Below are 18741 nucleotides of genomic sequence, written 5' to 3'. Positions count from 1 at the left end.
GCCTCCAATGGAACCCTTCCAGCATAGCGTGAGGGGTAGAATCCAAATTCGCGATAAACTTTTAAAAAACACCCCAATTCATGTTTTACAATTGGAGGTGCACATCGAGCCACTGCAGCAGGCTGTCCAGATTCAACGGCTTGCAGACCGTGGTTTCAAAACATTTACCCAAACCTTGCAGGTGAGCTGCCGACAGGCTGCGGTCTGTGATGGCCAAGGCCAGCACTTGCTGGTTGGGCCCCTTGGAGGCGCGCACCGTGCTCATCACAGCCAGGCCATCCAACAAAGGCAGTTGCACATTCATCAACACGCCATCAAGGCGCTGATCCAGCAGCAGTGCCAAGGCGGCATGGCCGTCGGCTGCGCGCAGCACGTCAAATCCACGCTGGACCAAAAAGCTGTCCAGAATGTCCAGGGTATTCACATCCCCATCAGCAATGAACAACTTCGCCGGCCCATCCCGACGTGGTCCCACCGTGGCGCGCACCGAAGTCTCGAATTGCGGCTGGCATTTCATGGGCAACAGCAGCGTGAAGCGGCTACCCTGGTTCACCTGCGACTCCACCGAGATGCTGCCGTGCATCAGTTCGGCCAGGGCTTTCACGATCGTGAGTCCCAAACCCGCGCCGCCAAACCGGGTGGCCATGTCGCTGTGCAACTGGGTGAAGGGCTCAAACAGCTGTTGTTGTTTGTCGGGCGAAATGCCCAAACCGGTGTCTTCCACCACCACCCGCAACCAGGTGATTGTCCTGAACGTGCAACGGGGCCTGCTGCAGGAGTTCAGCCACCCGGGCGCGATCCTCGTTCAGAATCAAGGCTTCCAACTGTGCCATGCGAACCAGGCGGGTGTGCTCAGGAAGGCCCAGCACACGCAGCCACACGGTGGACACATACAATTCATCGGTGACTGGGTTCCAGTCCACAATCCCGTCATTGACGGCTTCCATGGCCAATTGAAAACGCTGTTCGCTGAGTTGCAAGGCGCGCTTGATCTGCTCTTCCTCGGTGATGTCTTTGGCGGCAATGATGATCCCGCCCACTTCACCCTGCGCATTGCGCCATGGCTCAATCACCCAGTCCAGCCACATGTCTTTGCCTTCGGGTGTTACCCAATGGTCGTGGTTTTCATGGAGGTGTTGGCCCGAAAGCCCGGCTTGGTGGGCTGCCTTCCAGCCGTCGCTGATGGTGGGAATCAAGTCGTAATGCGACTGACCGATGGGGTTCTCCACCTGAGCCAAATAGGTGGTTTGCCACTGATTGGAACAACCGAGGTAACGCATGTTCCGATCAAACATGGCCACAGCCATGGGCAATTGTTCAATCACCCCCCGAATTTCTGCGAAATTCAGGTTGGCTTGCGCCAGCTGCTGGTCAGTCTGAATGCGTTGGCAATGCGTGTGTTTGAGGGTTTTTGCAATGTTGAGCAAAATGTCGCAAAACTCACGCGGAATGCCGATGTCGATGGTGTTCGAATCGGATTCAGGCCGGTTGACCAAGGTTTCCAGGTGCGCCTGGATTTTTCGAGACAAGGCTCGCAAGTACCGGTGTGTCAGCACCGAAAATAGCGCGAGCGACAGCACCATGCCCAAGAGGCCAATCCACACCACTTCCAGCACCGCATTGGTCACACCCCGTGCCGGTCGAATGGCGTACACCGTCCAGTTCAGGTTGTGCATCGGGCCTGTGGACCGTTCGGCTGGCTCGGCGATCAGGTAATCGCCCGTGGCGTACTCATGTTTGCGGATTTCATGCAGCAACTGGGCTGGGGTATCCGATTCAAGACGGGCGCTCAAATGGCTCAAGCGCACTTCGCCATCGGCCCCCAACACCAAGTAGGAGACGTCCGGGTCCTGGTGCTGTTCGCCAAACACTTTTTCAAGTTGTTGTTGAGCCAGCGTCCAGTCCACCACCATGCCCAACACCCCAGCCAGTGATCCATCCTCCCGATGAATCGGCACGCCCAATTCCATGGTGTAGGGACTGGCATTGGCAGGAGGCTGGTGGGTATCTAGCGCAATCCAGGCGGGGCGGCGGTCTATCCAGCGGGGTTCTTGCAAAGCATCCCGATACCAGGGCAGCGACGACACTTGTGCACCGGCCAACACATCGCCAGTGGCTGTTTGAATACGACCGGTCTCGTCAGCCGCACCCAGCCAGGCCGCATTGGGCAACATTTGATGGATCACGGTCAGTTCTCGGGCCGACCATTCCGACACTGGTTTGGTTTGCAGCCGGTTGCTGGCGGTGTGAGCCTGGTCGGCCAGTGCGTTCAACTGGTTGTTGAGCAGGGCCTGCACAAAGAAGGCCCGTTCGCTCAAGCCCTTCAGGGTTTGCTGCGTGAGGCGTGCAGACAAATACCAAAAGCCCGCCAACAACATTGGAACCACCAATGCCAGCACAATTCCAGCGCTGTGCCGCAGGAAAATGGTGGCCAGCTGTGGGCGTTTGGCGTCGGGCATGGAATCGGAAACCTCAATGGTGTCTCCGAGTTTTCGCCAGTTTGTAACATTTCGAAAGCCAGAGATGAATCCAAATTCAGGCTCATCTCACCCGATGCGTTCAGTTCAAGTGCTTGCTCTCCGGCCGTTCAATGATGCTGGAGGTACCTTTGAATTGCAGCCCCCACTCCGCTTGCGCACAGGTTCGAATCAACAGGTCGGCGAACCCATGCTGCAATTGTTCAGCCATCCGCATTTCAAACCCTTTGCCCGAGGAGGCACACAGCTTGAGTACCAATTCCCCGGTGGGGCCTTCACCGCCCGGTCGCAATTCTATTTGGGTCACCAGCAACGGCTCTGCACCCAGGGGTGTGGCGGTGTCCTTGTCCTGAAAGGGGGTGGAAAAATCCGCGGAGTACAGCGACACTTCCCGGCTCATGTCCAGCAAGGCCTTGCGGCCCACGTCATTCAAAGGCCGGTCGCTGGACAGCAGGGTGGCCATCATGTCGTCCAGGCTTGGGATCAGCATGTTCACCATGCGGCGGGTCAGCCAGCAACGCACCTCCTGCTGGTCGGCTGAGTTGATTCGCAGCAGCAGTCGGTCGTGTTCAGGTGCATACGCAATTTGCAGTTGTTTGATTTGCATGGCAAGCCGGTTGGAATGTCGAGTTGATACAGGTCAAGGCAATCGGCCGATAAAAGCCTATGCTCTTGAAATACACCCGCACGCCCACACTTCTGCTACAAGAGGCGATGCAACCGCATTTTGACTCAATTTGATTGAAAAAGGGTTTACGCATGCGACTGGACAAACTGACCACCAAATTTCAGGAAGCTTTGGCCGATGCCCAGAGTTTGGCTGTCGGCAAGGACAATCCCACCATTGAGCCTGCCCACGTGCTGCTTGCCATGTTGCGCCAGGGCGATGGGTCCATTCGCGGGGTGGTGAGCAAAGCGGGCGGCAACCCGGCAGCCTTGCAAAAAGCCCTGGATCAAGAGGTAAACAACCTGCCACGGGTGGCCAACAATGCCGGTCAAATCCAGATCAGCAGCAAGCTGCAAGCCGCACTCAACCTGACTGACAAAGAGGCTCAAAAACGCGGCGACCAATACATTGCCAGCGAACTGTTTTTGCTGGCCTGCTTGAATGAAAGCACCGGTGTTGCCCGCGCCATGAAAGAGGCGGGCCTGAATGCCAATAACCTGGGCAGCGCCATCGACCAATTGAGGGGCGGTGCGTCGGTGGACAATCCCGAGGGTGAAAGCCAGCGCGAGGCCCTGAAAAAATTCACCATCGACCTGACCGAACGTGCCCGGCAGGGCAAGCTTGACCCGGTGATTGGTCGCGACGATGAAATTCGCCGGGCTATCCAGATTTTGCAGCGCCGAACCAAGAACAACCCGGTGCTGATCGGCGAACCTGGTGTGGGTAAAACGGCCATCGTGGAGGGCCTGGCCCAGCGCATTGTGAATGGCGAAGTGCCCGATACGCTGAAAAACAAACGCGTGTTGGTGCTGGACATTGCCCTGTTGCTGGCCGGTGCCAAGTACCGTGGCGAGTTTGAAGAACGTCTGAAAGCCGTGTTGAAAGACATCGCCGCCGATGAGGGCCAAACGATCGTCTTCATCGATGAAATCCACACCATGGTGGGTGCTGGCAAGGCTGAAGGTGCGATTGATGCCGGCAACATGTTGAAGCCTGCGCTGGCCCGGGGTGAGTTGCACTGCATTGGCGCCACCACGCTGGATGAATACCGCAAGTACATTGAAAAAGATGCCGCGCTGGAGCGCCGTTTCCAGAAAGTGCTGGTGGGCGAGCCCTCGGTGGAAAGCACCATTGCGATTTTGCGCGGTTTGCAAGAGCGTTATGAGTTGCACCATGGCGTGGACATCACCGACCCCGCCATTGTGGCCGCAGCCGAACTGAGCCACCGCTACATCACTGACCGCTTCCTGCCGGACAAAGCCATCGATTTGATTGATGAGGCGGCTGCGCGCATCAAGATGGAGATTGATTCCAAACCCGAGGAAATGGACAAGCTCGACCGACGTTTGATTCAGCTCAAAATCGAGCGGGAGGCTGTTAAAAAAGAATCGGATGACGCGTCCAAGAAGCGCTTCGCACTGATTGAAGAAGAAATTGCCCGCCTGGACAAAGAGTATGCCGACCTGGATGAAATCTGGAAGGCCGAGAAAGCGGCGGTGCAGGGCAGTGCAGCCATCAAGGAAGAGATTGACCACATTCGTGCCGACATTGAGGCCCTCAAGCGCAAGGGCGATTGGCAAAAAGTATCGGAGCTGCAATACGGTAAGTTGCCGCAGTTGGAAGCGCAACTGAATGCGGTGAAGGACACCGAGAGTGGCGAGAAGAAACCCAACCGCTTGCTGCGCACCCAAGTGGGCACGGAGGAAATTGCCGAAGTGGTGAGCCGTGCCACCGGTATTCCCGTTAGCAAGATGATGCAGGGTGAGCGCGAAAAACTGCTGAAAATGGAAGAAGTGCTTCACCAGCGGGTGGTGGGTCAAGACGAAGCCGTGCGCCTGGTGAGTGATGCGATTCGGCGCTCGCGGGCTGGGCTGTCCGACCCCAACAAGCCTTTGGGTTCATTCCTCTTTCTCGGCCCCACGGGTGTGGGCAAAACCGAGCTGTGCAAAGCCTTGGCCGGTTTCCTGTTCGATTCGGAAGACCACCTCATTCGCATCGACATGAGCGAATTCATGGAGAAGCACAGCGTGAGCCGTTTGGTGGGCGCCCCACCGGGGTATGTGGGCTATGACGAAGGGGGCTATTTGACGGAAGCTGTTCGTCGCAAACCCTACAGCGTGATTTTGCTGGACGAGGTGGAAAAGGCCCATCCGGATGTGTTCAATATCCTGCTGCAGGTGCTGGATGATGGTCGGCTAACCGACGGCCAGGGCCGCACCGTGGATTTCAAAAACACCGTGGTGGTGATGACCTCCAACCTGGGTTCACACGACATTCAGCGATTGGCCGGGCAGGAGCCCGAGCTCATCAAGGCGGCGGTCATGAATGAAGTGCGGCAGCATTTCCGTCCGGAGTTTATCAACCGGGTGGATGAACTGGTCGTGTTCCATGCCTTGGACAACGCCCACATTGCCAACATTGCCCGCATTCAACTGGCCCGCTTGCAAAGCCGGTTGGCCAGTCGCGACATGCGCTTGGACGTAAGTGATGCAGCCCTGAACGAGGTGGTGAAGGCTGGTTTCGATCCGCTCTATGGTGCCCGACCGCTAAAGCGCGCCATTCAGCAATTGATTGAAAACCCCGTGTCCCGCATGATTCTGGAGGGGCGTTTTGGCCCGAATGATGTGGTGCCGGTGGATTTCAAGGATGGGGAATTTACGTTTGAGCGGGTGGTGCATTGAGGGTCACCGGGGCTCGGCCATACGCCCGCGTGACACTGAAACCAGCGCCACGCGGTCAAATCATCAATGCGCCGCAGCGTACATCGCCTCGCCGGCCAACACCGGGTTTCCGGTTTTGTTGAAGGTTTCCAGCCACACGCCATAGTTGTGCACGGTGGGGTCTTGCCACGGGTGGAAACCGGGCTTGAAGTAGTTCAGCAACTTGGGCAGCAAGCTGCTGTACAGGCCCTTGGGGCCCAACAGCCACACCAAGCCTTTGGCGTACATGTTGACCCGGGTCCAGCCCTTGAAGCCATCGGTGCCCAAAATCACCCAGGTGAAAATCAAGGTATGCAAAGTGAAATTGAACATGGCATGTGCCATCGCCAGGCAGCGCTTGAAGTAGCCCACCTTGGCCACTTTTTGCAGCACGTCAAACGCCACGGCTTTGTGTTCCATTTCTTCAATGGCATGCCAGGCCAACATGGCGCGCACGCGGTGGTCGGCGCCGGCCATCACTTCTTTTCGTGAAAAAAACATTTCCGCCATCATGGCCGTGAAGTGTTCCAGCGCCGCGGTCATCGCCAGGTTGTATTCGGGTGACATCCGCTCCAAACGGCCGTTCATGATCTTGTTGATCACTTTCAGCATTTTTTCAACAGGTACACCCTGGTCTTTCAGGCGCTTGTTGTAGTCGGTGTGCACTTTGCCGTGTTGCCCTTCCTGAAAGGAAAAGTCTTTCACGGCTTTCAGCAACTCGGGGTCGGTGATTTTGTCTTTGAAGTTGCGCACGCTGGAGATGAAGTAGCGTTCGCCGTCCGGAAAGCTCATTTGAACACCGTCAATGACACGGGTTTTGAATGCATCCCCGTCCATCCAGTAACGCGGAATGTCCCCATCGGTAATCCCGAAGTCCAAATCCTTGCGTACCACAATGTCTTCTTTGAATGATGTTGTTGTCATGCTTGCCTCCTGCTGCTTGATGTCACAAAGATTACCGAACAGCCCAAACACACGCTATGATTTGAAATGACAAAAAAGGAATAAATTGCGACAAGACGCAGAAATTCCGTCACAGGGAGACTGGGTGGAAACCATCAACTTTCAGATGCTTGCGAGCTTGGCCAATGCTGCGCGCCGCTGCGACATTGACCTCAACGAAGTGATGCAAGCCTTGCAACTGGACATCGACATGAGCGGCGACCCACGGCGGCGAATGTCACTGCCGTGCTTTTCAGCCTTGTTCAAAGCGGTGGAGGCCCGCAAACCCAAGCACCATTTTCCGTTGGTGTTTGGCGATTCCTTCAACTTTGATGGCTTGCCTGAATTGGCCACCTTCGTCACCAGTGCCTCCACGCCACAGGAGGCCATGCAAGTGCTGGATTGGGCGCCCAAGCTGTTGCACCCCAATCTCCAATTTGAAACCCGCATGCAAGGCCCCGAAGTGGCTTTGGAGGTGAAGGTGATTGACCCAGCCGGGGTGTACACCGATTTGCCAGGGTTTGTTGAATCCACCATGGCCGCTGTGCTCAAGTTTGTGCGCCTGCTCAGCCCGCAAGGCTCGTTGGTGCGTCGCGTGGAGTTTCGCCACTCGCCCATGGCCGATGTGTCGGACTATGAGCAATTGTTGCAGGCGGAGGTGCAGTTTTCTCGACCTCTCAACCGCCTGATCACCAATGCATCGGCGCTGGATGTCCCTTTGCCCGGTGGTATTCCGTCTGCCCATTTAAAGGCCCAAGCCGTGATCTTGAACCGCCTCTTGCCCGAGGTCGAAGAGACCACGCTGGACAAGCGCATTCGCCGCTTGTTGAAATCCCGACTCAGCTTGTTGGCTGAGCCGCTGGACACGATTTGTGCTGAATTGAATATCCACCCCCGCACCCTGCAGCGCCACCTCAAGGACAGGGGGTGTTCGTATGGCGATGTGCTCAACCAAGTGCGCCACGAACTGGCCATTGAGATGTTGAAGGGGTCGGTCATGGACATTGAGACCATTGCGTCCAAACTGGGCTATTCAGACCGGCGCAGTTTCACCAGTGCTTTTCAGCGCTGGCAGGGTATTTCCCCACGCGAGTTCCGCAATCAGAATTCAACAGCAGTGGGTTGAGCGAGCTCAGGATTGGCCTGCCTGATGGTTACAATTCGGTCCATGAAACAACCCGATGTGATTTGACGAACTTTTCAATTTGGTGAACGAATGAAACCCACGACAGACCTTTGCGATGCAAACGAAGACAACATTGCGGCCGGTATCCTGCGGGTGGTCGAACCCATGTTCAAAGCCTGGGGGAAATCCAGTGCATTTGCCGGCCAGGCACACACCCTGAAGGTTTTTGAGGACAACACCTTGGTGCGCACCGCGCTTGAGCAGCCCGGCCACGGCAAAGTGTTGGTGATTGATGGCGGCGGCAGCAAACGTTGCGCATTGGTCGGTGGCAACCTGGGTGTGTTGGCCGACAAAAACGGTTGGGCTGGCATTGTGGTCTATGGTTGCGTGCGTGACACCCTGGAACTCAATGCCTGCACCGTGGGTATTCGTGCCCTGGATGCGCATCCCATGAAAAGCCAGAAGCGCGGGTCAGGGCATGAAAACATACCGGTTGCACTGGGGCACACGGTGGTTCACCCAGGCAACTGGGTGTATGTCGATGAGGATGGTGTCTTGATCTCCGACAATCCCTTGATCTAAGTCCTCGAAAAAACGGGATTTTCTTCGGAAATTCCCGTTTTTTTATTCACGGTGCAGTGCAGGGTTTAGAGCAGATGCTCTTTTTTATAAAGAGAAAAAGTATTTCACATCGCGCATAAAAACACGTAAGTAATTGATTTTAATAAAAACGAAAAATAGTCTTGTATAAGATATAACTCTTGTTGCCGTGCGAAATGATCTGTAAGATACCGTCATTCGCAAGGTCGATCACCTTATTCGGTGAACCCCCCACACAGCAGCACCCGCGGGCCTCGATCAGCACCCCGTTTCTTTCTTACTTTTGCCTGAGGAAAAACCATGAGCAAATCATTTGAACAGCAAGTTCAAGAACTGAACAAAGACTGGGAAACCAACCCCCGTTGGAAACTGGTCAAGCGCGGCTACAAAGCTGAAGACGTTGTGCGTCTGCGCGGTTCGGTACAGCCCGAGTACACACTGGCCAAGCGCGGTGCTGAAAAGCTGTGGGAAAAAGTAAACGGTGGCGCCAAGAAAGGTTACGTGAATGCATTTGGCGCGATCACCGCTGGTCAAGCCATGCAACAAGCCAAGGCAGGCCTGGAAGCCGTTTACCTGTCGGGCTGGCAAGTTGCAGCCGACGGCAACAGCTCCGAAACCATGTACCCCGACCAGTCGCTGTACGCCTACGACTCCGTGCCAAAAATGGTTCGTCGTATCAACAACACATTCCAGCGCGCTGACGAAATCCAGTGGAAGAACATTTGCGACGGCAAAATGAAAGCCGAAGACGCGATCGATTACTTCCTGCCCATCGTTGCTGACGGTGAAGCTGGTTTCGGTGGTGTTCTGAACGCCTACGAATTGATGAAGAACATGATCGCTTCTGGCGCAGCCGGCGTTCACTTCGAAGACCAACTGGCCGCTGTGAAGAAGTGTGGCCACATGGGTGGTAAGGTTCTGGTTCCAACCGCTGAAGCCATCCAGAAGCTGATCGCTGCTCGTTTGGCTGCCGACGTGATGGGTGTTCCTTCCATCGTTCTGGCCCGTACCGACGCTGAAGCCGCCAACCTGCTGACTTCCGACTTCGACGAAAACGACAAGCCATTCCTGACCGGTGAGCGCACCGCCGAAGGTTTCTACCGCGTGAAGAACGGTCTGGAGCAGGCGATTTCCCGTGGTATCGCTTACGCCCCTTACGCCGACCTGGTGTGGTGTGAAACAGGTACGCCTGACATCGGTTTTGCCCGTGAATTCGCGCAAGCCGTTCTGGCCAAGAACCCAGGCAAACTGCTGAGCTACAACTGCTCCCCATCGTTTAACTGGAAGAAAAACCTGAACGACAGCCAGATCGCTTCCTTCCAGGAAGAGCTGAGCGCACTGGGCTACAAGTACCAGTTCATCACACTGGCCGGTATCCACGTCAACTGGTACAACACATTCCAGTTTGCTCACGCTTACGCCCGCGGCGAAGGCATGAAGCACTACGTGAACATGGTTCAGGAACCCGAATTCGCAGCGCGCGAAAAAGGTTACACCTTTGTGTCGCACCAGCAGGAAGTGGGTGCAGGCTACTTCGACGACGTAACCACCGTGATTCAAGGTGGTGCTTCCTCCGTGACAGCCCTGACAGGCTCCACAGAAGAAGAACAGTTCCACTGATCGGAACTGGCCGAGTCAGACACGGCATTTGCTAACCGCCCCGTGCAGTCTCAAACAACCCTTGGTGGGGTTGTGGGGCGGGTTAGTGGAAGAGGGGGAGAGGAGACAAGCTCAATAAAAATCAAATGAGTATTTTCCCCTTGCTGAACCTTTACCCAAGGTTCAACAGCAGGCGCTGAAACCCGACGAGAAACTCGTCGGGTTTTTTATTGTCTGTGGGCATTACTACGCAAATGACCCAATGCTGCCCTGTGAGCCAATAAATACGGTAATTTCAAGGGAATCGTGTTTTTTTATACGCCTCCGAATTAGAGTTTTTACTCTAATAATTGGCGTTACTTTAAAATAGCCAACCAGCCGAAACAACGGCTTAGCTCCAAAAGTTGTATTTACCAATCAATGTTGGTTTTGGTCATCACAGGGTTGTCTTGGAGCTGTGCTCTTTCAACCACGCCTCTGCCAGCCGATACTCCGGGTAAACCCTTGCTTAATGTCACTCCACTTGCGATGATGGAATGACGTGATTTCGCCGTTTTCACTAAGGCACTCCATAGGAAGGAACGCGGCGTCCTCCTCGTTGCCAGGCTTATTTGTCAATGGCGGGCGAATCAGCACAAAATCACTGAAAGGCAGAGTGGGCTCATCAACAAGAGTTTCTGTAAGTCCAGCTTCAATTTTTTGATACTTCTGAATTCCAATACGAATAGATTCAATCTGCTCATCCACCGCAGACAGGATTTCAGCAATACGTTTTTGCTCTTCGAGTGCAGGTAAAAAAAGCGGAAGCTTGTGAATAGATTCAAGAGAAAGGCCAAACCGAGTTGACCCAGTCGCAAGTTTTGCAAAATGATTATTCACCTCAGTATGCCGCAATAGATGGCATAGGAATTCCCCATGGATTTTCCCGCTCTTTGGCCTGAGTAAGGCTTGGTGGTAGCCGATTAGTCGCGCTAGACGCTCAGATAGGCGTGCTTAGTTTTCCGACCTGCATGGATGAGCCTTATTACCTAGTTTGGAATCGTGTTAATAATTGTTGCGCTAACTATAGACGCAAGAAATTTCCTAAAATCTAGCGGAAAGATATCTCAAATGTAAATCCTGAACAAGACAAACGTTTGACAAAAGGGCCCGCTTAGAGTGAGCCCTTTAAATCAAACGCCTTAAATCAAGGAATCGTGTCCCAGCGAATCGGAATCAAACAAATCGCTGTCCGCATCGCGACGTCCAATTGAACGTCCATGGCCACGACTGCCGCCCAGTAAGTCGCCCACAAGTGCTGAGACGCCTGAAGGGTCGTCTTGTGCAAATTCGCTGACCTGTCTTCCAATGCCACGACAGCCATTGGATACCGTTTTAACAACGCTGCTCAAACCTTCTGTTACTGGCGCGAGCGGTTGCAGGGCGCTGTCACTGGTCAAGTCTGTAACTCCATCTGCAACTTTGTCCAAGGTTGTCGGCAAACCACTCTCAACGCCTGAAGACTGACCAACGATGGGGGCAAGAAGACCGCTTGTGAGAGGGCTCAATGGAGAGGAGTCGAGCGCAAGCGTTGTACCCAAAGCTCCAACCCCTGCTGCCACACCGGAAGTGCTTCCCTCTTGAGACCCTAGCAGGTCAGCAACTGGGTCGATTAGTACCTCCAGCGGCGTGCCTGTTGTGCCTTCGTCCAGTCCGGTTGCCAGTGCATTTATTCCGCCAACCAAACCTGTATCCTCGCTGGCGTCGGTATCGGTCGTTCCCAATACATTGGTCAGAAGCGTGGCCAATCCTGTGGAGTCTTGCTCGGCCACACCTCCCAGTGCGTCTCCCGCTTGAACTAGACCCGATGCCAAAGCGTCGGTAATGCCTGCAACCGGGGCGAGAGGTGTTTGTAGCAGGCCACTGCCTACATCATCCAAAAGTCCAGATACACCATTTATCGTTTGGCCTTCAGGACGCGGAGTTGGTTCAGGTTTGGCTACTTCTCCACCGAGAACCTCTGAAAGTAACCCCAGCGTGCCTGTGGGGTCGACTGAGGCATTTTCTGCAAGTGCATCTCCGCCCATCTCTATGCCATCAGAAAGTGCTGCCAATAAGGCACCAACACCGTCTGTGACTGGACTTAAGGGTTCCAAAGCGCTTTGATTTGTTAGTTCTTCGAGCCCCGACGACACCCCGTCCAATGTTCCGGGCAGCCCATTGGATGCGCCCTCGTGAGTTCCAACGACAGGGCCAAGCAACTCGGCTGTCAAAGGAGCCAGAGGACTGACGTCTTCGCTGAGTACACCGCCAAGCTCCGAGAGCCCAAGAGCAACCCCACTTGTTTGCCCTTCGTCACTACCCAGAGTCCGAGACAACGGGTCAATTAGTACGTCGAGCGGCGTGTCCTCTGTACCCTTGTCCAGACCTGTGGCGAGTGCGTTTACGGCACCAACAAGCCCTGAGTCCGCTGAACTGCTTGTGTCATTTGTGCCAACAACATTTCCAAGCAATGAGGTAAGTCCTGTTGGGTCTTGCTCAGAAACACCTGCAATGGCATCTCCAACGGTGAGAAGAACTCCTGCAATTGGGCCAGTTACTGCGGTTAAAGGTTCAAGTGCTGTTTTAGCCAAAGCTGAATCCAAATCGCCAACCACGCCTGCAAGGCCAGTTGTTGACTCATCCACTTGTGGCCCTTCAGGTGTTGCGCCAGTTTCCACGGGTGCCCCGAACACTTCAGCTAACAAATCGACAACACCCGACGGGTCTGCGTCTTTGTTCTCGTCCAAAGTTTGGCCTACCTGCGACAAGCCATCTGCCAAGGTATTCACCAATTCCGACACTCCAGCGGTAACTGGTGAAAGTGGTGCCAAAGCGCTGTCGCTAGAAGTCAGAGACTCTAAGCCGTCTGCGACTTGATTCAGGGTCGAAGGTAGTCCCTGGTTTCCTGAACCGGAACCGCCCACGATTGGGCCCAACAGCCCGGATGTTAAAGGGTTTAGCGCACTCTCGTCGTTGGTCAATACGGAACCTAGCCCGGCCAGAGCAGAGGCGACGCCTGTTGTTTGCCCGGAGTCTGAGCCTACAAGATTTGCCAAAGGTTCGACCAAGGGTGCCAAGGGGGTGTCTTTGGTTCCAGCGTCTAGTGCTGCAGCCAGTCCATTTACGCCGCCCACCAAACCACTGTCAGTGGAGCCGCTGCCTGGCTGGGCAACCCCCACCACCTCAGCGATTAGACCCACCACGCCAGTGGGGTCTTGCTCAGATGCACCATTTAGCGCAGAGCCAACATCTGTGAGCACTTGAGCGACCGGCTCCAAAACTTGAGTCAATGGGGCTGCAGGCGTTTGTGCTACACCCTCACTGACGCTGTCTACAGTCCCCGCTAAACCGTTGGCTTGGTCTGCTTGTGAGGGAGGAACGCTGCCAATGTCGGGGGAAGGTTGATTGCCAGCGGTGGAATCATCATTATTTGATAGAAGCAGAAAGCCACCCGCTGCCGCCGCCGCTGCCAATGGCCCGCTTCCTGCAGCCAGAAGACCACCACCAACAAGTCCGAATACCCCGCAGCCTTGCTGCTGAGCGAGTGTGCCAGAAGCCAGTTCTTCATCTTCGCTGTCCAAGAACACGCCTTGCTCACAAGTCGGAACAACTTCAGCCTGTTCTATACCCGTTGCGTCATCGACCTTTCGTTGAATCTTGGCACTGGCTCCCGCTTGCAAAGTGAGCACGGATGGAATCTGGCCATCCACAAATGAACCGATTTCAACAATCGCATCCTGATTGGCTTGGTTGACAATTTCATCGCCGAATAGCACTGGCTCACCTGGGCCAATCAAAATCTTTTCCGCACCACGGGATACCGCCAGTTCTCCTGCTTTTACTATAATCTGCGCCATGATTCCTCAGTAAACTGATTATATTTGTCAGTAATACTTCCAAGTACCTCTGACGGATTCGTTTGGTGTGCCGAGCACTTACTCTGGAGAGGCTCCTTATTGTCTTGTTGCAAAACACCCCAAGTACGATTGCTCAACGATGATTGAAATCTGTAGAGCGTTTAATCAAAGTGAATTGCATTTATCAATCCGTTACAATTTTTTTTGCATCGATGTCAACTCTGCTATTTACCGGGCAATACAAGTGGATGGCTGCGCTCAAAATGCAGACAGCCAATCCTTGCGGGCTTCCTGCGTCATGCGAACAGCTCGCTCGCGCACTTCGGCGGTAAATTTGGTTCGTGTCTTGTTCATGATGACTCCATTGTCTCAAATAACGGAGCCTCCTCAAAATCCGGGGCGGTTCAATTAACTTTTTTAGGTCTGGGCATAGTCGGTATCTTAGAAAGGTTAAACTCCGTCTAAGAACCGACTAGCCTGTTGTTTTATACGAAACGGCCTGTCAAGCCGTCTAAAATATTTTTTTGGGTCATTTGCTTAGTAATGCCCTTGTCTGTGCCCAACAACTTCACAAGCCCACCATCGCACGAGCTAACCATTCACGGCCCCCAGAGAGGGGATAGGGACCGCGTGCCGATTCACCTATTGTTCATCAAAACACCGGTGAACCAGCATGGCAAGAAATCTTGGATTCTCAATCATTGAACTGACCATCGCGATTGCCGTCATCGCGGTCATCAGCGCTGCTGCGTTGCCCATGCTGACCCAGCGCGGCAACGGGCAGGCCTCACTGGCTTTTCAGGTAACCGGCGTGGCTGATTTGCTGGAAAGTGCGAGAACCCTGGCGGTCAAGTCCACCAGCAACACCTGTGTTCGGATGTGGAACAGCACGGTGAATGTGGGAGAAAAGCAGCGCTGCGTGCTGAAAGCAGCCATGTTCAGACCATCCCGCCGGGATTACGACCTGGCCTGCACCGAGCCCAATCCCAGTCAAAACACCAACGATTACACCGTGCAACAAACCGAGTTTTCGGACCTGTCGTTTGTACTGCCCAGCCAGACTGTCACTGCCAACGGTCAGTGTCCCACCACAGCAGCCACCAATTTGTTGTTTCTCGGTGGCAGTGGGTTTTTGATGGATGGGCAACAACAAATCATCTCGCAACAAATGGCCAACACCTACCTTTACCTGTATTCGCCCGGTGCCACGATACCCGGTGTTTGGACCTTGCGAGTGGAGCGTTCAGGCATGGTCAGCATCATGACAAACTCATGAAACATATTCTGCGCAAACCCTTTCAATGGGGCCTCACCCTCATTGAAATTTCCTTGTCACTGGCCTTGATTTCCATTGGCTTGCTCGCCGTGGCCGACTCCATTCCGGGTTTGGTTCAGCGTGCCAACGAGCTCCGAATCTCCAACAATTTGAGAACATTGTTGTCCCTGAAGGAAAACCTTCGGGGTGATATTTCAGCCGCTGGCAGCGGCGATATTCAAACCACCAGCCGTTACTCCATTTACGTGTGCCAGTACGGTAGCAACGCCAGCAATCCGTCCGAATGCACACCGTTGAGTTCGCCGAATTTCAACGCGCAAGGCCTGGTTCACAAAGAGTGCGTGGCCTCGGCCGCCTCGGGACAACTGGTGAGCAATGACCGATCCGTGATCCGGATTGCCGTGTATCGGGGCTATGGCAACCGCCTGGAATACTTTTATGCCGAGGTGCCATGGAACGAAACCGAGTTGATTGAAACCACCCTGGCCACGGTGTGCACCACCCCGTTTAACACGGCACCGACTGGCATCGCACAGGGCAAATGGATTTTGATGAACAACACGGAGGTCTATGGGCTGAATTCATTTAGCGCCTGTGGTGTAGACAACGCTGGGATGAGCAGCTTCATACAGCACGGCCCGCCCCAAGGTTGCGTCTTGCCCGTGAACCAGATTGGTTCGGATCCGTCCACCAAATGTTCCCCGGGCGTCAATGGTCTGAACGCCATCGCGCTTTATTACAAGTTTGATGTTCAAAACAGCAGCACCGATCGGGAAGCGTCCTTTTCCGACGTGTCGATCATCCCGTTGACCAATCGACCTTGCATCAACGATGCGAGCACCAACGACTGACAGGCAGGTTTGTAATCATGGGCTTTGAAAATTCAGGACAGCGGTCACGCATTCGTCAGTTGGGCATGGCAGCCATGTTGGTGGCCGCCTCTGTGGCAGGCCTGTTGTCCGTGATTGCATTGAGCCGCAGTTCGAATTTGTTTTTGCACCAAAACATCAGTGAAAACAATTATGCAACAGCAAAGGCGCAGCTCAATGCACAGGAGGGGTTGAACCAACTGGTCGCCTTTTTCAATACCCTGGACCAAGGGCGACTTAGCGCGGTACAACAGCAGTTCCCCAACACCAATGCAGGTGTGTGTGGCGGCAGTAACCCCCCACCCGGCAATTTACAGCCGATCAGTTTTCGTGCCGTGGTACAAAATACCCGCACATTGGATGGCATCCAGATTTACGCAGCATTGGGCGATGCGACCAACCCCTGCGAGCAGCCCACCCCTGAAAGCTGGAAACTGTATTTCAGGATTACTGGCACGTACAACTGCACAGGCAGTGCTGACCCGTTGTGTGCGCTGCGCGAAATGCGGGGCAGCCTGACGCCCAACCCCGCCGCGGTGGATACCACCCAATGCACCACCGGCCAACCCATTTGCAAAACCGTGGAGACCACCGTCAGCTCGTCAGATGACCGAATCAATTTCAAGCAATGTGGTCAGAATGACGCTTATGAGTTCAAGCCATTGAACCTGCGCAGCGTGGGAGGATTTCTAACCGGGGACGCCTATTCCGGAAAAGTCAGTGCCAATCCGAACCGCATCCGCGACGAACGGGCCATGTGGAAAGCACCCTTGACCGTGCTGGGCGATGTCATCAATGGCACCGATTCTTCGAAAATGCTTGTGGAAGGTTTCAAGACCCGAATCGGTATTTCCTTTTCGGAAAATGCGCTCTACATGGGCGCCAAAAACATGCCTCCCATGCCGTACTTTCAGCCCATGGAGATCGGTGGTTCCGTCATTCCGCGGGCACCTGCCAGTAACCCCTATCGGCTCAATGTGCCCGAGACGCGCGACATTGAATTGAATGTCTATGGCACCAATCTGTCATCCAATGGCAAGCTGTCTGACAGCAGCGCCGGCCCGGTGAATGTGAATGTCGCCTATGCCGACGAGAATCCGGATTTGCTGGATGGTGCTCGTATACGTCCCACACAAACTCTGCTGGCGAAGAATTTGCCCAGTTTGAACGGCAATCCGTTTTTACAAAATTTGCGCTCCTCCGATGCGGTATTGAAGCATTTCCTGGCCTTGAATTATTCGGATGTAAAAACCGTTAGCAGAGACGGTGTGCGGATCGACCTCAACAGCATGTTGCCCATTGAGAATGCTCAAAAGAATGCGCAAGGAATTTTCAAAAGCGGCTCGGTCAGCAATGACGAAAACGACTGGAAAAAAGTGGGTGTGGTGTATTACCTGGTGGATGTGCGACAACGATCAAAGAGCACACTGACCTACACCGATCAGTCGGGCGGCATAGTCACGCTCAACAATGTGGTACACGACAACGGCAGTGGTTATTACGACGGGGTTCCCGGCCTTGACAACCGTCAATATTGCGATGATCTCTACGGTCAGAGCCCCAATTTCAGAAGCCTCAATGGCGGATGCATTGATCCAGTATCGCTGGTCGACCGCGGGGCCTTCAACGATTTCCAGAACCGTCTTCAGTCGTACAACGATGGAGAGGCCCGCCTGGGGCGGGACCTGGTCAATACACAGACACGATTGAACCAGCAATTCGAGGCTGACAAAGCAGCCTTGGATCCAAAATCAAAAACCTACAACAAACAGTTGCAAAACCTGAACGATCAACTGGACATCGCAATCCGCGACAACACCAACAACTATAACAACCAGATGAATCAATTGAGTCAGGGTTGGAATACGTTCATCGCCGGCCCCAACGGCTACCAGCAGAAATACACGGCGGCTTTGATGAACCCGGACTATCTGCGGCAAAAAACCTACGATTTGCTGGTTACACGGCCGACTGCCTTGAACCATCAATCCTATTTGACCACCAGCACACACTGGGTGCGGGATTATTGGAACAACCCGCGCAGTACACGGGGCACTGCAGGGTGTTTTTCAGACAACAAGCGGCCGTGCATGTCGCCCTACAGCGGCGCTCAAAGCATGCTGGACAATGCCGTGGTGGTGATTGATGCGCGTGGAACCGATGGGGTGTACTGGAAATACCTTCGATACCCCGCTGCACAGCTCATCATCGTGTTGGGCAACCTGATCGCCGAGGATGTGTCGCTCAATGCCAACCTGGTGGTCACTGGCAACTTGATTTTGAAAAATCGGGGGCTGGCTTTGGCGCCTCGCCGCTGGTGGGGCATACCGCGGTACAAAAAATGTTCATCGGACCTAACACCGGGATCTGATGCATTCGTGAATGGTCAGCGCGAATCCGGCCCTTACAAAATGAGTGGCGACTTCTACCTGTTCAGTGGTGCATCCGGAAAAGTCAGTGACTGCATTTCAACCAGTCGAACTGGTGGATCGTCCACCACCGCTGTTCAGGTGTGCGACACGCCACCGGTCACCTGTGAGGTGTTGCGGCAGTCGGCCGGTGCCAAAGCCAAAGTGTTAATCAAGCAACAGTTTTTTGATCGTTGAGG

At 54.3% G+C, this 18741-nt stretch carries 13 protein-coding genes; 7 read left to right on the top strand and 6 right to left on the bottom strand.

Features of this window, described 5'->3' with window-relative positions:
* Window positions 1-85: 85 nt before the first annotated feature.
* From NQT62_RS12905 to NQT62_RS12895, 3 genes are all read right to left on the bottom strand, one after another.
* Window positions 86-727 (bottom strand): ATP-binding protein, encoded by a 642-nt coding sequence (locus NQT62_RS12905; RefSeq protein ID WP_256765133.1) that lies wholly within the window; start codon window positions 725-727, stop codon window positions 86-88.
* On the bottom strand, window positions 672-2459 hold the full coding sequence (locus tag NQT62_RS12900) for a PAS domain-containing protein (protein WP_256765132.1): 1788 nt from the start codon (window positions 2457-2459) through the stop codon (window positions 672-674). Before NQT62_RS12900 ends, NQT62_RS12905 begins: the two co-directional genes overlap by 56 nt.
* A gap of 100 nt (window positions 2460-2559) precedes the next feature.
* The gene (locus NQT62_RS12895) at window positions 2560-3084 is read right to left on the bottom strand and encodes a hypothetical protein (protein ID WP_256765131.1); all 525 of its coding nucleotides are present in this window, start codon (window positions 3082-3084) and stop codon (window positions 2560-2562) included.
* Window positions 3085-3236: 152 nt separating this feature from the next.
* On the opposite strand from NQT62_RS12895, the gene clpB reads away from it, so the two are divergent.
* Complete coding sequence (gene clpB / locus NQT62_RS12890) at window positions 3237-5825, top strand: ATP-dependent chaperone ClpB (protein ID WP_256765130.1); 2589 nt, start codon at window positions 3237-3239, stop codon at window positions 5823-5825.
* Window positions 5826-5888: 63 nt separating this feature from the next.
* Here the strand turns inward: clpB and NQT62_RS12885 are convergent, their stop codons facing one another.
* Entirely contained in the window at window positions 5889-6767 is an 879-nt protein-coding gene (locus NQT62_RS12885; RefSeq protein WP_256765129.1) for a metal-dependent hydrolase, read from the bottom strand.
* Window positions 6768-6891: 124 nt separating this feature from the next.
* On the opposite strand from NQT62_RS12885, the gene NQT62_RS12880 reads away from it, so the two are divergent.
* From NQT62_RS12880 to aceA, 3 genes are all read left to right on the top strand, one after another.
* Complete coding sequence (locus NQT62_RS12880) at window positions 6892-7911, top strand: AraC family transcriptional regulator (protein WP_256765128.1); 1020 nt, start codon at window positions 6892-6894, stop codon at window positions 7909-7911.
* Between the two features lie 90 nt (window positions 7912-8001).
* Window positions 8002-8493, top strand: a complete 492-nt coding sequence (rraA, locus tag NQT62_RS12875) for a ribonuclease E activity regulator RraA (protein WP_256765127.1) — start codon at window positions 8002-8004, stop codon at window positions 8491-8493.
* A 318-nt stretch (window positions 8494-8811) separates the two neighbouring features.
* Window positions 8812-10131, top strand: coding sequence for an isocitrate lyase (aceA, locus tag NQT62_RS12870; RefSeq protein WP_256765126.1), 1320 nt, complete (start codon window positions 8812-8814; stop codon window positions 10129-10131).
* 444 nt (window positions 10132-10575) lie between these two features.
* Here the strand turns inward: aceA and NQT62_RS12865 are convergent, their stop codons facing one another.
* Window positions 10576-11073, bottom strand: coding sequence for a restriction endonuclease subunit S (locus NQT62_RS12865; protein ID WP_256765193.1), 498 nt, complete (start codon window positions 11071-11073; stop codon window positions 10576-10578).
* A gap of 218 nt (window positions 11074-11291) precedes the next feature.
* On the bottom strand, window positions 11292-13988 hold the full coding sequence (locus NQT62_RS12860; protein ID WP_256765125.1) for a YhgE/Pip domain-containing protein: 2697 nt from the start codon (window positions 13986-13988) through the stop codon (window positions 11292-11294).
* 673 nt (window positions 13989-14661) lie between these two features.
* Here NQT62_RS12860 and NQT62_RS12855 point away from each other — a divergent pair.
* From NQT62_RS12855 to NQT62_RS12845, 3 genes are read left to right on the top strand one after another with little or no spacing between them, the layout of a single operon-like run.
* Window positions 14662-15264: a prepilin-type N-terminal cleavage/methylation domain-containing protein gene (locus NQT62_RS12855; protein WP_256765124.1), complete on the top strand. Its 603-nt coding sequence runs from the start codon at window positions 14662-14664 to the stop codon at window positions 15262-15264.
* Window positions 15261-16115 (top strand): type II secretion system protein, encoded by an 855-nt coding sequence (locus tag NQT62_RS12850; protein WP_256765123.1) that lies wholly within the window; start codon window positions 15261-15263, stop codon window positions 16113-16115. The genes NQT62_RS12855 and NQT62_RS12850 overlap by 4 nt, the downstream gene beginning before the upstream one ends.
* Before the next feature lie 17 nt (window positions 16116-16132).
* Window positions 16133-18739: a hypothetical protein gene (locus tag NQT62_RS12845; protein ID WP_256765122.1), complete on the top strand. Its 2607-nt coding sequence runs from the start codon at window positions 16133-16135 to the stop codon at window positions 18737-18739.
* The last annotated feature ends 2 nt before the right edge of the window (window positions 18740-18741 follow it).

It is taken from the genome of Limnobacter humi (genome assembly GCF_024518835.1).
In the GTDB taxonomy this organism is placed as follows: Bacteria; Pseudomonadota; Gammaproteobacteria; order Burkholderiales; family Burkholderiaceae_B; genus Limnobacter; species Limnobacter humi.
This window is presented reverse-complemented; position numbering and strand designations above follow the sequence as displayed.

What these genes read in the sequence shown, in the direction of transcription:
- NQT62_RS12900 (WP_256765132.1), bottom strand. Translation starts at nt 2,459, where the DNA reads ATGCCCGACGCCAAACGCCCACAGCTGGCCACCATTTTCCTGCGGCAC.
- NQT62_RS12885 (WP_256765129.1), bottom strand. Translation starts at nt 6,767, where the DNA reads ATGACAACAACATCATTCAAAGAAGACATTGTGGTACGCAAGGATTTG.
- rraA (WP_256765127.1), top strand. Translation starts at nt 8,002, where the DNA reads ATGAAACCCACGACAGACCTTTGCGATGCAAACGAAGACAACATTGCG.
- NQT62_RS12855 (WP_256765124.1), top strand. Translation starts at nt 14,662, where the DNA reads ATGGCAAGAAATCTTGGATTCTCAATCATTGAACTGACCATCGCGATT.
- NQT62_RS12895 (WP_256765131.1), bottom strand. Translation starts at nt 3,084, where the DNA reads ATGCAAATCAAACAACTGCAAATTGCGTATGCACCTGAACACGACCGA.
- NQT62_RS12850 (WP_256765123.1), top strand. Translation starts at nt 15,261, where the DNA reads ATGAAACATATTCTGCGCAAACCCTTTCAATGGGGCCTCACCCTCATT.
- clpB (WP_256765130.1), top strand. Translation starts at nt 3,237, where the DNA reads ATGCGACTGGACAAACTGACCACCAAATTTCAGGAAGCTTTGGCCGAT.
- NQT62_RS12860 (WP_256765125.1), bottom strand. Translation starts at nt 13,988, where the DNA reads ATGGCGCAGATTATAGTAAAAGCAGGAGAACTGGCGGTATCCCGTGGT.
- aceA (WP_256765126.1), top strand. Translation starts at nt 8,812, where the DNA reads ATGAGCAAATCATTTGAACAGCAAGTTCAAGAACTGAACAAAGACTGG.
- NQT62_RS12845 (WP_256765122.1), top strand. Translation starts at nt 16,133, where the DNA reads ATGGGCTTTGAAAATTCAGGACAGCGGTCACGCATTCGTCAGTTGGGC.